Raw genomic sequence first — 14810 nt, 5'->3', positions numbered from 1 at the left:
GTCTTGCCGTGATCCACGTGACCAATCGTGCCGACGTTCACGTGCGGCTTGGTGCGTTCGAATTTACCCTTTGCCATAGCGCGCTAAACCCCGATGGAGTCAATGAATTGAAGAAACCTGCCCGTTCCGGGCCGGCCATGATGGCCGAATGGATGGTGCTCATGACAGGAATCGAACCTGTGACCTCTTCCTTACCAAGGAAGTGCTCTACCGACTGAGCTACATGAGCGGAGATTTCAGCCATCTTCCATGATGGCAAACCACAGACCGGCATCCTGCCGGACTCTTCGAAAAAGCTTCGACCCTTGTTCCGGTCGGCCTGCGTGACAAGGGCAGCGCAATGGAGCGGAAGGCGGGAATCGAACCCGCGTAATCAGTTTGGAAAACTGATGTTCTACCATTGAACTACTCCCGCCCTGCGCGGAACGCCTGCCGAACATCCTGTCCCTTCCCTCGCGGGTCGCGCCGCTCTCGCGTCGCGTATCGGAGCGCTCCTGCGACTCCGGTGAAACCTGCCATCGGTCAAAGCGGCCATCCGATGTCAACTTGCTCTGGTGGAGGGAGGTGGATTCGAACCACCGAAGGCGTAAGCCAGCAGATTTACAGTCTGCCCCCGTTGGCCGCTTGGGTATCCCTCCAGAATCTTTGCGTGTCGCGGAACCGGCAGATCTGCAATCTGCCTTCGTTGGCAGTCTGGAGATTCAGCCAACAAAGAACGCGTATTGTGTGGATCGAACCCCGGACTGTCAACACCTTGCAGCAGCGATGACGCACCAGCAGCCCACCCTTCCGCGGATAACATCAGTCCGGCGCAGCCGCACGCAGGTCGACCAGCCGTTCCATGCCCTTGGACAGTTCCAGCAGCTGTCTTGCCTGCTCCTGCAGCCGTCGCTCGTTGTCGTTGCGCGGCTCCCAATGCGGCACCGGGGTGGGTTTGCCGTCTGGGCTGTCCAGCGCCACGAAGACCATCACGCAACTGGTCGCCAGGCGCTGCTCATCCTTGCGCAGGTCGCGCGCCAGCACGTCGACGGCCATGTGCATGCTGCTGGTGCCGGTACGGATCAGGCGCGCCCGCACGGTGACCAGGTCGCCGATCAGGATCGGCGCCACGAACTGGATTCCGCTGACCGAGGCGGTGACGCAGTACGCCCCGCTCCAGGCCACCGCGCAGGCATAGCCGGCCTGGTCGATCCATTTCATCGCCATGCCGCCGTGCACCTTGCCGCCGAAGTTGACGTCGGTGGGCTGGGCGAGAAAGCGGAAGCTCACTTCGTGCTGCTGTCCGGGCATGGCTGGCGACCTCATCGCGGGTCCTAAAGCGGGATTATGCCTGACCGTGTGCACTTTCCCGCGTCCGGATACGGCTTGTCGGCTTGCAGCCCACCTGGCTTCATGGCTAGATGAGCCAGGGGAAACGGGGAGATCCGGCGGTGGCCTTGCGCAGTATTGCATCACGGATGGCGCTATGGGTTCTGGTCGGCTCCGCCGTGGTACTGGCCGCCACCGGTGCCTTGCTGCTCGGCCTGACCCGTGCGCAGATCCTCGAACACACCCACCGCGAAGCGGCCTCCCTGGCAGCCGACGCCGGCAACCAGATTCAGGCCCGGATCGACCGTGTCGCGGTTTCGGCACGCATGCTTGCCGCGATCATCGGCAGCCGCCGCGACGACGCCGAACCGCTGCTGCGCGACACGCTGGCCGCCGACCTGGACATGGACGGGCTGGCCGCAGCGTTCCGGCCCTCGGCGGATCCGGCCGCACCCCCGCCGTACTCGCCCTTCGTGCGCCGGCTGGACCACGGCAGCCTGGCTGACCGCGACCTCTCGCGCGACGCCAACCCCTACTGGAACAGCAACTGGTTCCTCGGCGGGCTCGGCTGCAGCAACGGCTGCTGGCAGCGGCCGTTCTTTTCGCAATCCCGCCGCCGCCAGCTGATCAACTACTCCGTAGCCATCCGTCGCGACGGGCATCCCGTCGGGGTGATCAACGCCGACGTCACGCTCGACTGGCTGCACCGGATACTCGGCGGCCTGGCCAAGCCCGCCGGCGCCTACGCCTTCGTGCTGGACAGCGACGGCAACTTCCTGGCCCACGACAACCCCACCATGGTCGGCCAGCGCGGCATGCCGGCGCTGCTCGGGGTGCTGGCCAGCGACCGCGCCGAGTCGACGCGCCTGCCGAAGGCGCAGAACCCGCGCGCGAACGGGCCGGTCTGGGTCTATTCCGCCCCGATCGAAGGTACCCGCTGGCGATTCGGCCTGGTGATTCCCGAGCAGCACATCTACGCCGGGGTAAGACACATCTTCCTGCTGAGCCTCGCGCTGGGCTTGTTGGCGCTGCTGGGCGTCGCGCTGATCACGCTGCTGACCATTCGCCGCACGATGGCGCCACTGAAGGTACTGGTCGACCGCGTCGAGCACGTCGCCCGCGGCGAGCTGGATTTCGAACTGCCGCCGGCCCGCCGTCCCGACGAGGTCGGTCGCCTCACCCAGTCCTTCGACCAGATGCGGCGCGAACTGGCCCTGCACCTCGAAGACCTCGCACGGGTGGCACGCGAAAAACAGCGCCTGGCCAGCGAACTGGAGATCGCGCACCAGATCCAGCTCGGGCTGCTGCCGAGCAAGCACTACCTCGATGCCGTCTGCGCCCAGTTCGAGCTGCACGCGGCGCTGCGTCCGGCGCGAGCGGTGGGCGGCGACCTGTACAGTTATTTCATGCTCGATCCGCAGCGCTTCTTCGTGATGGTCGGCGATGTTTCCGACAAGGGCATCCCGGCGGCCCTGTTCATGGCGCAGACGATCACCCTGGCCAAGGTGCTGGCGCCGCGCGCGCAGACCCCGCGGAGCCTGCTGCAACTGCTCAACCTCGAACTTTGCCGCGGCAACGACAGCTGCATGTTCGCGACCCTGCTGTGCGGCCTGCTCGATACCGGCAGCGGCAGCCTGCTGCTGGCCAGCGCCGGCCATGAGCCGCCGATCCTGTGCGGCCGCGGCGCGCCGCAGCTGCTGGAGTTCCCCACGGGTGCGGTGCTCGGGCTGTATGAGGACTCCGACTACCACGAGCACCGCCTGCGCCTGCACCAGGGCGAAACGCTGCTGATGTACACCGACGGCATCACCGAGGCCAGCAACCGCGAGCAGCGGATGTACGGCATCGAACGCACCGTGGAAAGCCTCGCCATGGTGCCGCCGGCGGCGCCGACTGCCGACTACATCGAACGGCTGCTGGGCGACGTGGATCGCTTCGTGGCGGACGCCGCGCAAACCGACGACATCACCGTGCTGGCGCTGACCTGGCACGGCGCCACACCGCCGGCTGCCCGGATCAGCATCGGCACCCAACTGGTGGACGTGTTCGGCGCGCTCGACCGCTGCGAGAACCTGCTGGAGGACGCCGAGGTGCCCGCCAGCCTGCGCAGCGACATGCGGCTGGTGCTGGAGGAGTTGATGGTCAACACCGTCGAGTACGGCTACCCCGACGGCCGCCCGGGCCAGATCCGCCTGCTGCTGCAGCCGCAGCCGGAGGCGGTCGTGGTCGAGCTGATCGACGACGGCATCGCCTTCGACCCGCTGCAGTCCGCCGCGCCGGACCTCACCGGCGACCTTGCCGACCGCGAGCAGCTCGGCGGGCTCGGCATCCACCTCGCGCGTACCATGGCCAGCGAAATGCGCTATACACGGGACGCCGACGGCAACCACCTGCTGCTTCGCTTCGCCTACCCAAACCTGGACGAATCTTCATCATGACGCTCAGCCTGCACCATGAATTCCCCGCCACCGATCGCGTCGTCGTGTACGTCGGCGGCCGCCTGGACGCCATGAGCTTCGGCGAATTCGATGAAGCCATGCTGGTCCTGCTGCCCCGGCTCGATGAAGGCGGCACCGTGGTGGTCGACCTGGCCGGGCTGGAGTACGTGAGCAGCGCCGGCCTGCGCAGCCTGGCCAGGATTCGCAAGAGCATGCGCGCGCGCAACGGCCACACCCTACTGCTGAACCCGCAGCCGCAGGTACGCAAGGTGTTCGACATCGTCAAGGCGGTGCCGGTGAACGAGGTCTTCACCAGCACGCAGGAACTCGACGCCTACCTGGACCGCATGCAACGGCAGGTCATCGAGGGCAACGGCGACGCCTGAGAGGTTGTGATTTTTTCAACCTCTCAGGCCGGCCACGGCGAGGGCATGGCGAGGGCATGGCGAGGGCATGGATGCCCGAGTTGAGGCAACGCAGGAGCAGTTGCCCGCTGGCCGGACATGAAACAGTCACCCCAGTGACTGTTTCATGTGAGCGAGTCCGGGCATGTACCGGATTCGCGATCAAAGAAAGCCACAGGATGTGGTTTTCTTCACAAGCTCTGAGCGACGCGTCAGACGTTGAACAGGAAGTGCAGCACGTCGCCGTCCTTGACGATGTAGTCCTTGCCTTCCTTGCGCAGCCGACCGGCCGCCGCCGCGCCGGCTTCGCCCTTGTACTGGATGAAGTCGTCGTAGCCGACCGTCTCGGCGCGGATGAAGCCGCGCTCGAAATCGGTGTGGATCACCCCGGCGGCCTGCGGCGCGGTGGCGCCGCGCTTCACCTGCCACGCGCGCACTTCCTTCACGCCGGCGGTGAAATAGGTCTGCAGGTCGAGCAGCTTGTAGCCGGCGCGGATCACCCGGTTCAGGCCTGGCTCGTCCAGGCCCATGTCCTTCAGGAACTCGTCGCGGTCGGCCTCGTCGAGTTGGGCCAGCTCCTCCTCGATCGCCGCGCACACCGGCACCACCTCGGCGCCCTCGCTCACCGCGCGTTCGCGCACGGCGTCCAGCAGCGGGTTGTTCTCGAAGCCGTCGTCGGCGACGTTGGCGATGTACATCAGCGGCTTCAGGGTGAGCAGGAACAGGTCACGCACCAGCGCCTTCTCCTCCTCGTCCAGCCCGACGCTGCGCGCGGAGCGACCTTCGTTGAGCGCAGCGGCCAGCTTCTGCAGCACCGGCTTGCGCGCCAGCGCCTCCTTGTCGTTCGCCTTGGCCGCGCGCTCGGCGCGGTTCAGCGCCTTGTCCACCGACTCCAGGTCGGCCAGCGCCAGTTCGGTGTCGATCGTCTCGATGTCGGCGATCGGATCGACCTTGCCGGCGACGTGGATCACGTCACCCTCGAAGCAGCGCACCACGTGGGCGATCGCGTCCACCTCGCGGATGTGCGCCAGGAACTTGTTGCCCAGGCCCTCGCCCTTCGACGCGCCGGCGACCAGGCCGGCGATGTCGACGAACTCCACCGCGGTCGGCACCACTTTCTGCGGGTTGACGATGGTGGCCAGCGCATTCAGCCGCGGATCCGGCACCGGCACCACGCCGACGTTCGGTTCGATCGTACAGAACGGGAAGTTCGCCGCGGCGATGCCCGCCTTGGTCAGCGCGTTGAACAGGGTGGACTTGCCGACGTTGGGCAAGCCGACGATGCCGCATTTGATGCCCATTTGAAGCTCCGGGATTCGGGATTGGGGATTCGGGATTCGGAGAGCGGGCGTCGTGCTTTTGACGAATCCCGAATCCCGAATCCCGAATCCCGGCTATTTCGTATGCAGCAACTGCATCGCCTTGTCGAACTGGCCGTCCACGGCCAGCGGCAGCACGTCCAGCGCGCGGCCGATGCCGTCGAGGATCGCGTCCTCGTCCGCGGCCGAGGGCCGGCCCAGCACCCACGGCGTGACCTGGTCGCGCTGGCCAGGGTGACCGATGCCCACGCGCAGCCGATGGAACCTGCCGTGACCGAGGTGGCCGATGATGTCGCGCAGGCCGTTCTGGCCGCCGTGGCCGCCGTCGAATTTCAGGCGCACGGTGCCGGGCGGCAGGTCCAGGTCGTCGTGCGCGACCAGACACTGCTCCGGCTCGATCTTGTAATAGCGCAGCGCCGAGACCACGGCGATGCCGCTCTTGTTCATGAAGGTGGCCGGCTTGAGCAGCCATACCGGTTCGCCGCCGAGGCGCACGCGGCAGGCTTCGCCGTGCAGCTTGCCGTCGAAGGCAAAGCGCTCGCTCTGCGCGCTGGCGAGGGCATCAACTAGCCAGAACCCGGCGTTGTGCCGGGTTCGGAAGTATTCGGTGCTGGGGTTGCCCAGCCCGACGATGAGTCGCAAACCAGCCATGCGGACAAGCAGCAGTGACGGCCCGCGCTCCAGACGAGCGCGGGCCGACGCGGCTTACTTCTTGTCGTCCTTCTTGGCCGGCGCGGCGGCGGCCGGAGCCGCAGCCGGCGCAGCAGCCTCGGCGGCCGGCGCTTCCTCGGCTTCTTCCAGCACCGTGTTGGCCGTGACCACCGCGATGTCGTGGCCTTCGCCGCCGTGCAAGGCGACCAGCTCGACGTTCTTCGGCAGCTTCAGCTGCGACAGGTGGATGATGTCGCCCGGCTTCAGGTCGACCAGGTCCAGCTCGATGGCTTCCGGCAGATCCTTCGGCAGGCAGGTGATTTCCACTTCGGTCAGGTTGTGCGAGATCACCACACCGGAGGTCTTCGCTGCCGCGGACTTTTCCTTGTTCAGGAAGTGCAGCGGCACGTTGACGCGGATCGCGGCATTCTCGTCCACGCGCAGGAAGTCCATGTGCATCATCAGCTGCTTGAACGGGTGCTTCTGCCAGTCGCGCACCAGCACCTTCTGCACCTTGCCGTCGACGTTCAGGTCGAGCACCGAGGAGAAGAACCACTCGTTCTTGGCGGCGAGCAGGATGGTGTTGTGCTCGATCTGGATGCTCTCGGGAGCCTGACCGGCGCCGTACACGACGGCCGGCACGAAGCTCGCACGACGCAGGCGGCGGCTCGCACCTTTCCCCTCGTCCTTGCGGCTTTGCGCCTTGATCTCATGAGTCTTGGACATTTCGTTGCTACCTTGGTTGGTGTTGGCCGCCTCGCGACGGCCGGGTAACTCCCCCGCGACCAGGGAAGTTGGTGTTTCGGGATTAGGATTCGAGATGGAGATTCGTCAGTGCCAACGCCGGCACTTTTGCGAATCCCCAATCCCGAATCCCGAATCCCGGCTCTCAATCCACATACAGCGAGCTCACCGACTCGCCGAAGGCGATGCGGCGAATGGTTTCGGCCAGCAGCTCGGCGACCGAGAGCTGGCGGATCTTGGCGCAGGCCTGCACTTCCGGACGCAGCGGCAAGGTGTTGGTGACCACCAGCTGGTCGAGGCTCGAATTCTCCAGGTTGCTGATCGCCGGGCCCGACAGCACCGGGTGCACGCAGTAGGCCACCACCTTGCGCGCGCCGCGGTCCTTCAGCGCGGCGGCCGCCGCGCACAGCGTGCCGGCGGTATCGACGATGTCGTCGACCATCACGCAGGTCTTGCCGTCCACGTCGCCGATGATGTTCATCACGGTGGACACGTTGGCGCGCGGGCGGCGCTTGTCGATGATCGCCAGGTCGGCGTCGTCCAGCCGCTTGGCGATCGCGCGCGCACGCACCACGCCGCCCACGTCCGGGCTGACCACGATCAGGTCGTCCATGCTGTGGCTGCGCCAGATGTCGGCCAGCAGCACCGGTGAGGCGTACACGTTGTCGACCGGGATATCGAAGAAGCCCTGGATCTGGTCGGCGTGCAGGTCGACCGTCAGCACCCGGTCGACGCCGGCGGCGCCGATCATGCTGGCAGCCAGCTTGGCGGTAATCGGCACCCGCGCCGAGCGTGGCCGGCGATCCTGCCGGGCGTAGCCGAAGTACGGGATCACCGCGGTGACGCTGGCCGCCGAGGCGCGCTTGAGCGCATCGGTCAGTGCCAGCAGCTCGAACAGGTTGACCGCGCTGGGCGCGCCGGTCGGCTGGATCACGAACACTTCCTGCTTGCGGACGTTCTCCTCGATCTCGATCTGCACCTCGCCGTCACTGAACGTGCCGACCAGCGCCTTGCCCAGCGGCACGCCCAGGCGATGGGCGACGTCCTCGGCGAGCGCGCGATGGGCGTTCCCGGTAAACAGCATCATCGGAGTGGACGTGTCCACGGTGGTTACCTCGAAACAAAAGCCATCATGAAATGGCTGGGGCGGCAGGATTCGAACCTGCGAATGCGGGAATCAAAATCCCGTGCCTTAACCAGCTTGGCGACGCCCCAGTGGTATGTGTGTATTGCCGAACCTGATCCGTCTCCAGCCGCCAACCGTCACGCCGCATGCCGGTGGCGCGCCGCGGCCTCGTGCAGGGGCGACACCTCGACACCCGTGGCCAGATGCGCCGTGAACGTCGCCGGGCACTGCCGCGCCACCGCCTGCGCCCGCTCCAGCGAGCGCAGCTCCAGGAACACGCAACCGCCGCTGCCGGAAAGCCGCGCCTGGCCGAAACCGCCCAGCCAGTCCAGCGCCGCGGCCACCCGCGGGTGTCGCGCGCGCACTGCTGGCGTGAAGGCGTTTTCCGTCGTTTCGCCGGAAACAAAGGATGAAATTGTCGCCGGCGGGGCATTTCGTGTCAATTCAGGCGCTTGAAACAGCGCCGCGGTCGGCACCGGCTCGCGCGGGTCGAGCACCACGTAATGGCGTGTCGGCAAGGCCAGCGGGGTGAGCCGCTCGCCGACGCCCTCGGCCCAGGCCGAGCGGCAGCGCACGAACACCGGCACGTCGGCGCCCAGCCGGCACCCCAGCTCCGCCAGCCCATCCTCGCCCAGGCCCAGCTGCCACAGCTGGTTCAGCGCCACCAGCACGGTCGCCGCGTCGGAGCTGCCGCCGCCCAGCCCGCCGCCCATCGGGATGCGCTTGTCCACGGCGATGTCGACGCCCAGCGGCGTGCCGGTGCGTTCCCGCAGCAACTGTGCCGCCCGCATCACCAGGTCGGCGGCTTCGGGGACACCCGCCACCTCGCGCGTGCGCCGGACCACACCGTCGTCGCGCACGCGCAGGCGTACCTCGTCGCCCCAGTCGAGCAGGCGGAACACCGTCTGCAGCTCGTGATAGCCGTCCGCCCGCCGCCCGGTGATGCGCAGGAACAGGTTCAGCTTGGCCGGCGCCGGCCACACCGTCCACCCGCCGGGCGCCGGCGGTGCCAGCGGCCGGCTCATGAATACCCGCAGCTCGTCGGGGAAGCCGTTCTCGCGATCGCGCTCACGCGCAAACGCAAACGCTGGATCGTCCTTGTCGACCACGGCAAAACCGTGTTTGGCGTAGAACGGCGCGTTCCACGGCACCTCGGCCAGGGTGCCCAGGCCCACCCACCGGTAACCGGCCTCGCGCGCCCAGGCGCAGGCATGCTCGAGCAGGGCCGCACCGATGCCGCGCCGGCCGTACGCCGGCAGCACGTCGATCTCGGCAATGCCGATCGCGCCATCGGACAGTTCCGTGTCCAGCCAGACGAAGCCGACCGGCTCGCCGGTGCCATCCCGCGCCACCCAGACCAGGCCGCGGCCAATTGCCTGGCCCAGCAGTTCCGACGGGATCGCCATGGCCGAGTAGCTGGGCCACGCCGGATGGCCGCGAAACAGTTGCACCGCCTGGCGCTCGATCGCGCACAGCGCCTCGACCTGGTTCGGCTCGGCGCGTTCGATCGGGAAAGGCATGCTCGGGTTCCGGTGCTGCGGCGACGCCAGCGGGGCGCCAAGCCTAACCCATCAGCGGAACTGCCAGGACTCGATCGACAGCTTCACCTTGTACGGCGGCTTGCCGGCGAACACCTTGGTCGGCAACGGCGGCTGGCGCGCCTCGTCCCACTCGCGGTAGTCGACCGTCCAGCCGTCCTGCTGCAGCAGCGAGGGCAACCGGTTCTCGCCAAAGCTCAGCTCGGCCGGGCCGCTGTCCGCGCGCAGGCCGAGCACCCAGGCGCGCAGATCGCGCAGCGGCACTTCCCAGCCGAGCGCCTTGTGCATCAGCGCCTCCGCATCGGGGCCACGCAGTGGACCATGCTCCACGCCTTCCAGCAGCGCACCGTCCGGGCCGCCGCTGAGGCGGAAATTCATGCCGCTGATCGCCGGCCCGCGCAGCACGAACTCGTACTGCGCGCCGTCCTGGGTCCAGCTGAAGCTGCCGCTGCCGCCGTCCTTGCCGTTGGAAACGCCAAGCCGGCCCTGCAACTCCCAGTGATCGACCCGCGCCAGCGCATGCTCGCGCGCGAATTGCGCGTCGAACAAGGCGGCGTCGCCCTTCACGCGCACCGCCGGCGGCACGCAGGCAGCAAGCAGCAGCGGCAGGGCGACGGCGGCGACAAGACGCAGCCAGCGCCTCATGGATGCAGCCGCTTCAGGGTTTCCTGCAGGGCGGCGTTGCGCGGATCGAGCTTGCGCACCTCGTCGAAGACCCGCTGCGCGTCCTGCCGGTGACCCTGCTGCCACAGCACCTCGCCCAGGTGCACGCCGACGTCGGCATCCTTGCGGGCCAGCCAGGCGCCACGCAGGGCCTGCGCGGCCTGCTCCAGGTTGCCCTTGCGGTACTGCAGCCAACCCCAGGAATCGGCGATCGCCGGGTCGTCCGGCTTGGCGGCGCGCGCGGCGCTGATCAGCCGCTCGGCCTCGGGCAGGTCGCGGTTCGCGTCGGCCAGGGTGTAGCCCAGCGCGTTGCTGGCGTCGACATCGCCCGGCTTGATCTTCAGCAGGCGCTGGAAATCGCTCACCGCCTGGTCGATCTGGCCGCCCTCGGCATAGGCCAGGCCGCGGCCGTACAGCAGCCCCGGGTCGTCCGGCACCACCTGCAGCGCATGGCTGAACGCCGCCTCGGCCTTGGCGTAGTTCTGTTCGCGCAGGTACAGCTCGGCATCCGCCTGCCAGGCCTGCCGCAGCTGCTCGGGCTGGTCGAGGTAGGCCAGCTGCAGCTGGCCCAGCAATTCATGCGCCTCGGCGAGCTTGCCTTGCGTGTGCAGGATCATGGCGCTGCGCAGGTCGGCGTCGAACGCATGCTCGTCGGCGTCGCCGACCTGGTCGTACCAGGCCAGCGCCTCGGCCTCGCGATGCTGCATCTCGGCCAGTTGGCCGAGCAGGTACGCGCTGCTTTCGCGGATGTCCGGCGGTGCGTTCTGCAGTTCCCGGTACAACGCGGTCAGCGCCTTGCCACCCTTCTCGTGCGCCGCCAGACCGGCGCGCATCGCATAGGTGTCGGCGTTCTGCGGGCCGCGCGCCAGCAAGCGGCCGGCGCCGGCGTAGTCGCCGGCCTGGCCGAGCATGCCGGCATAGGCCAGGCGTAACTGGATGCTCTGCGGTTCCTTCGCCAGCGCTTTCTGCAGCAGGGCACGGGCGCCGTCACGGTCGCCGTCCTTGAACTTCATCTGCGCCGCCCAGGCGTAGGTCTCGGCGCTCCTGAACCGCTGCATCGCGGCGTCGGCGATCTGCACCGCATAGGCGTGCCGGCCAAGGCGGTCGCCCAGCTCGCTCATCGCCAGCCAGGCGTGCGCGTCGGCGGGCAGGCGCGGCGGCGTGGCCAGCGCCTCCAGCAGGCGGGCCGCCTGGGCCTGGTCGCGGGCGCCCACCAGCACGCGGCCAAACTGGCGCCAGGCGTCCTTGTCACCGGTGTCGATCAAACGTTCCAGCTGCTGCCGCGCCTCGGCGGTATCGCCACGGTCCAGCGCCAGCTGGGCGCGTGCCTGTGCCAGCGCGGCCGGCGCGGCGCCCAGCACCTGCCAGCGCTGCAGCGCGCGTTCGGCGGCGGCGCCGTCATGCACGGCGATCGCCAGCCCGGCGGCGCGCTCGGCCACCTTGGGGTCGTTGCTCAGGGCCATCGCCTTGTCGTAATGCGCGGAGGCCGTCTTCAGGTCGGTGCGGGTCAGCGCCATCTCGCCGGCCAGCAGCTGCGCCAGCGCGTCGTGGTCGGCGTCCGGCGTGGCCACCGTCAGGTGCGCCAGCGGTTGCGGCGTGGCGATTGTCTTCGAGGCGGAACGCAGTGGCACGCCGGTACAGCCGACCAGGCCCAGCAGCAACGCCGCTGCTGCCGTAAAATGCCGCAGTTGCTTGAACTTGCCCGCACCGCTGCCCACACTACCGTCCATCCACATGCCTGCTCTAGTCACCACCTGGCGACGTCCCGCCAAGCTTAGCCTACGCCGCCGGATTCCTGCCGCCGAGATGTTCCGACCACCATGCCGTTGATCGCCCTCGGGCTCAATCACCTCACCGCGCCGGTCAGCCTGCGCGAGCAGGTGGCGTTCGACACGGACGCCACCGGCGAGGCCCTGCACGAGCTCACCCGCGAGCCCGGCGTGGAGGAGGCGATGATCCTGTCCACCTGCAACCGCACCGAGCTGTACGTGGGCGTCGCGGCGGGCGCGGAGAACATCCCGCAGGCATGGCTGAATCGTCATCACCATCTGACTCCCGGCAAGCTGGACGAGTTCCTGTACCGGCACGACGAGGACCAGGCGGTGCGGCACATGTTCCGCGTCGCCACCGGGCTGGACTCGATGGTGCTGGGCGAGCCGCAGATCCTCGGCCAGGTAAAGGACGCCTACCAGCTGGCGCGCGAGGCGCAGGCGCTGAAGGCGCCGATGGATCGCCTGCTGCAGCACACTTTCGCGGTGGCCAAGCGGGTGCGCACGGACACCCGCATCGGCGCGCACACGGTCTCGGTCGCGTTCACCGCGGTGCGCCTGGCCGAGCAGGTGTTCGCCGACCTGAAGCAGGCGTGCGTGCTGCTGATCGGCGCCGGCGACACCATCGAACTGGCCGCGCGGCACCTGGCCGAGAAGCAGGCGCGCCGGCTGATCGTGGCCAACCGCACGCCGGAAACCGCGCAGGAGCTGGCCGGCCGCCACGGCGGCTACGCGATCGCGCTGGCCGACCTGCCGCAGCACCTGGCCGAGGCCGACATCGTGATCTCCTCCACCGCCGCGCGGCAGCCGATCGTGACCCGCGCGATGGTCGAGCAGGCGATGGCCGCGCGCAAGCGCAAGCCGATGTTCATGGTCGACATCGCGGTGCCGCGCGACATCGAGGCCGACGTGGGCGAGTTGCCCGACGTGTACCTCTACGGCATCGACGACCTGCGCCAGGTGATCGACGACAACCTGCGCTCGCGCGCCGCCGCTGCACACGAGGCCGAAGCGATCATCGACCTGCAGGTGGAGCGTTACATGGCCTGGCGCCGTACGTTGACCCTGCGCAACCCGGCCATCGACATGCGCCAGCACGCCGAGGTCTACCGCGACGAGGTGCTGGGCAAGGCCCGTGCGATGCTGGCCCACGGCAAGTCGCCGGACGAGGCGCTGGCCTTCCTCGCCAACACGCTGACCAACAAGCTGCTGCACCACCCCAGCGCGCGCCTGCGCGAGGCCGCGCTGGCCGGCGACCTGGACCTGTTGCATGCCGCCGGGCGGCTGTACGGGCTGGACGACGACGCCGGGGCACCGTAGGCGCACCCTGTGCGCGAATGCTTTTCACCGGTCCCCGTCAAATAGCCATCGCGCACAGGGTGCGCTCCTACACAAGCGAACGCCCACGCATGACTCCATCGATCCGCCGCAAGCTCGAGGCCCTGGCCGAGCGCCACGAGGAAATCGGGCTGCTGCTCTCGCAGCCGGAAGTGCTGGCCGACAACACGCGCTTCCGCGAGCTGTCGCAGGAGTACGCCCAGCTCGAACCGGTCGCCGCCTCGCTGCGCGAGCACGACCGGGCCGAGCGCGAACTGGCGGAAACCCGCGCGATGCTGGACGACCCCGAACTGCGCGAGATGGCGGCCGACGACGTGCACCGGCTGGAGCGGCGCCTGCACGACCTCGACGACGAACTGCAGCTCGTGCTGCTGCCGAAGGACCCGCGCGACGAGGCCAACCTGTACCTCGAAGTGCGCGCCGGCACCGGCGGCGACGAAGCGGCGATCTTCGCCGGCGACCTGCTGCGCATGTACCTGCGCTACGCCGAAAGCCGCCGCTGGTGCGTCGAGATCCTCAGCGAGCACGAGGGCGAGCACGGCGGCTACAAGGAAGTCGTAGCGCGCATCGAAGGCAAGGGCGCGTACTCGCGACTGAAGTTCGAATCCGGCACGCACCGCGTGCAGCGCGTGCCGGAAACCGAGTCGCAGGGGCGCATCCACACCTCGGCCGCGACCGTGGCGATCCTGCCCGAGCTGGACGAGATCGACGACATCGAGATCAACCCGGCCGACCTCAAGGTCGACACCTTCCGCGCCTCCGGCGCCGGCGGCCAGCACGTCAACAAGACCGACTCGGCGATCCGCATCACCCACCTGCCCACCGGCACCGTGGTGGAGTGCCAGGACGAACGCAGCCAGCACAAGAACCGCGCCCGTGCGATGAGCCTGCTGAAGGCGCGCCTGCTCGACGAGGCGCAGAGCAAGCAGAGCGCGGCGCAGGCGCAGGAGCGCCGCTTGCAGGTCGGCTCCGGCGACCGCAGCCAGCGCATCCGCACCTACAACTACCCGCAGGGCCGGATCACCGACCACCGCATCAACCTCACCCTGTACCGCCTGCCCGAGATCATGCAGGGCGACCTGGGCGAACTGATCGACACGCTCACCCGCGAACACCAGGCCGATTTGCTGCAGGCGCTCGGCGGAACCTGAAAGCAGTACCAGCGGCAGGCAGCTCCGGCCCTTGCGCCCTCCCCTGCTTGTGGGGGAGGGCTGGGGTGGGGTCGCTCTTCATCGAGTCAGAATCAAAAGCTCACCCCCTCCCAGCCTCCCCCTGCAAGCAGGGGGAGGGGCCAAAACCGCCGCACTCGCCCCTGGCAAGAGCAGATCTGCTCCCTCCCCTGCTTGCAGGGGAGGGCTGAGGTGGGGTTCGCTCTTGATCTTCAACGCCTGAACCTCGCCGTCACGGCGGTCTGAATTACCCTGCAGCCACCCCTCCCTGTCGTCATTCCGGCGAAGGCCGGAATCGCTCTTGCGGTGTACGAGAGGCAGATGCGATGACCAGCTTCGCTGT

The 14810-nt window shown here is 68.2% G+C and carries 12 protein-coding genes and 4 tRNA genes; 4 read left to right on the top strand and 12 right to left on the bottom strand.

Annotation, left to right across the window (positions count from 1 at the left end; genetic code table 11):
* Positions 1-153 precede the first annotated feature (153 nt).
* The 4 genes from AC3WTD_RS12405 to AC3WTD_RS12390 form a co-directional block, all read right to left on the bottom strand.
* Positions 154-229 (bottom strand) — tRNA-Thr (locus AC3WTD_RS12405).
* 112 nt (positions 230-341) lie between these two features.
* Positions 342-415 (bottom strand) — tRNA-Gly (locus AC3WTD_RS12400).
* Between the two features lie 137 nt (positions 416-552).
* A tRNA-Tyr gene (locus tag AC3WTD_RS12395) sits at positions 553-638 on the bottom strand.
* Positions 639-801: 163 nt separating this feature from the next.
* Positions 802-1290: an acyl-CoA thioesterase gene (locus tag AC3WTD_RS12390; protein ID WP_027493505.1), complete on the bottom strand. Its 489-nt coding sequence runs from the start codon at positions 1288-1290 to the stop codon at positions 802-804.
* 167 nt (positions 1291-1457) lie between these two features.
* Here AC3WTD_RS12390 and AC3WTD_RS12385 point away from each other — a divergent pair, with 167 nt between their 5' ends.
* Entirely contained in the window at positions 1458-3746 is a 2289-nt protein-coding gene (locus AC3WTD_RS12385) for a SpoIIE family protein phosphatase (protein WP_235642567.1), read from the top strand.
* The gene (locus tag AC3WTD_RS12380; protein WP_027493506.1) at positions 3740-4132 is read left to right on the top strand and encodes an STAS domain-containing protein; all 393 of its coding nucleotides are present in this window, start codon (positions 3740-3742) and stop codon (positions 4130-4132) included. Before AC3WTD_RS12385 ends, AC3WTD_RS12380 begins: the two co-directional genes overlap by 7 nt.
* 230 nt (positions 4133-4362) lie before the next feature.
* Here the strand turns inward: AC3WTD_RS12380 and ychF are convergent, their stop codons facing one another.
* The 8 genes from ychF to AC3WTD_RS12340 all read right to left on the bottom strand — a co-directional run bounded on the left by ychF (position 4363) and on the right by AC3WTD_RS12340 (position 11927).
* Positions 4363-5451: a redox-regulated ATPase YchF gene (gene ychF, locus AC3WTD_RS12375; protein WP_027493507.1), complete on the bottom strand. Its 1089-nt coding sequence runs from the start codon at positions 5449-5451 to the stop codon at positions 4363-4365.
* A gap of 93 nt (positions 5452-5544) precedes the next feature.
* Complete coding sequence (gene pth, locus AC3WTD_RS12370) at positions 5545-6120, bottom strand: aminoacyl-tRNA hydrolase (RefSeq protein ID WP_492613963.1); 576 nt, start codon at positions 6118-6120, stop codon at positions 5545-5547.
* A 54-nt stretch (positions 6121-6174) separates the two neighbouring features.
* Positions 6175-6846, bottom strand: coding sequence for a 50S ribosomal protein L25/general stress protein Ctc (locus AC3WTD_RS12365; protein ID WP_492613962.1), 672 nt, complete (start codon positions 6844-6846; stop codon positions 6175-6177).
* A gap of 163 nt (positions 6847-7009) precedes the next feature.
* On the bottom strand, positions 7010-7951 hold the full coding sequence (locus AC3WTD_RS12360; RefSeq protein WP_185754685.1) for a ribose-phosphate diphosphokinase: 942 nt from the start codon (positions 7949-7951) through the stop codon (positions 7010-7012).
* Positions 7952-8002: 51 nt separating this feature from the next.
* A tRNA-Gln gene (locus AC3WTD_RS12355) sits at positions 8003-8079 on the bottom strand.
* A gap of 48 nt (positions 8080-8127) precedes the next feature.
* Positions 8128-9510 (bottom strand): 4-(cytidine 5'-diphospho)-2-C-methyl-D-erythritol kinase, encoded by a 1383-nt coding sequence (gene ispE / locus AC3WTD_RS12350; RefSeq protein ID WP_492613961.1) that lies wholly within the window; start codon positions 9508-9510, stop codon positions 8128-8130.
* A gap of 51 nt (positions 9511-9561) precedes the next feature.
* Positions 9562-10173, bottom strand: a complete 612-nt coding sequence (gene lolB / locus AC3WTD_RS12345) for a lipoprotein insertase outer membrane protein LolB (RefSeq protein ID WP_492613960.1) — start codon at positions 10171-10173, stop codon at positions 9562-9564.
* On the bottom strand, positions 10170-11927 hold the full coding sequence (locus AC3WTD_RS12340; protein WP_235642566.1) for a tetratricopeptide repeat protein: 1758 nt from the start codon (positions 11925-11927) through the stop codon (positions 10170-10172). The genes lolB and AC3WTD_RS12340 overlap by 4 nt, the downstream gene beginning before the upstream one ends.
* An 84-nt stretch (positions 11928-12011) precedes the next feature.
* Between AC3WTD_RS12340 and hemA the strand changes: the two genes are divergently transcribed.
* Entirely contained in the window at positions 12012-13280 is a 1269-nt protein-coding gene (hemA, locus tag AC3WTD_RS12335; RefSeq protein WP_492613959.1) for a glutamyl-tRNA reductase, read from the top strand.
* An 89-nt stretch (positions 13281-13369) separates the two neighbouring features.
* Positions 13370-14449: a peptide chain release factor 1 gene (gene prfA, locus AC3WTD_RS12330; protein ID WP_492613958.1), complete on the top strand. Its 1080-nt coding sequence runs from the start codon at positions 13370-13372 to the stop codon at positions 14447-14449.
* The last annotated feature ends 361 nt before the right edge of the window (positions 14450-14810 follow it).

Source organism: Rhodanobacter sp. FW106-PBR-R2A-1-15, from assembly GCF_058789735.1.
This window is presented reverse-complemented; position numbering and strand designations above follow the sequence as displayed.

Excerpts from the sequence above, each read along its gene's own strand:
- ispE (WP_492613961.1), bottom strand. The coding sequence starts at position 9,510 with ATGCCTTTCCCGATCGAACGCGCCGAGCCGAACCAGGTCGAGGCGCTG.
- AC3WTD_RS12390 (WP_027493505.1), bottom strand. The coding sequence starts at position 1,290 with ATGCCCGGACAGCAGCACGAAGTGAGCTTCCGCTTTCTCGCCCAGCCC.
- AC3WTD_RS12360 (WP_185754685.1), bottom strand. The coding sequence starts at position 7,951 with ATGATGCTGTTTACCGGGAACGCCCATCGCGCGCTCGCCGAGGACGTC.
- AC3WTD_RS12365 (WP_492613962.1), bottom strand. The coding sequence starts at position 6,846 with ATGTCCAAGACTCATGAGATCAAGGCGCAAAGCCGCAAGGACGAGGGG.
- ychF (WP_027493507.1), bottom strand. The coding sequence starts at position 5,451 with ATGGGCATCAAATGCGGCATCGTCGGCTTGCCCAACGTCGGCAAGTCC.
- AC3WTD_RS12340 (WP_235642566.1), bottom strand. The coding sequence starts at position 11,927 with ATGTGGATGGACGGTAGTGTGGGCAGCGGTGCGGGCAAGTTCAAGCAA.
- lolB (WP_492613960.1), bottom strand. The coding sequence starts at position 10,173 with ATGAGGCGCTGGCTGCGTCTTGTCGCCGCCGTCGCCCTGCCGCTGCTG.
- prfA (WP_492613958.1), top strand. The coding sequence starts at position 13,370 with ATGACTCCATCGATCCGCCGCAAGCTCGAGGCCCTGGCCGAGCGCCAC.
- AC3WTD_RS12385 (WP_235642567.1), top strand. The coding sequence starts at position 1,458 with ATGGCGCTATGGGTTCTGGTCGGCTCCGCCGTGGTACTGGCCGCCACC.
- pth (WP_492613963.1), bottom strand. The coding sequence starts at position 6,120 with ATGGCTGGTTTGCGACTCATCGTCGGGCTGGGCAACCCCAGCACCGAA.
- hemA (WP_492613959.1), top strand. The coding sequence starts at position 12,012 with ATGCCGTTGATCGCCCTCGGGCTCAATCACCTCACCGCGCCGGTCAGC.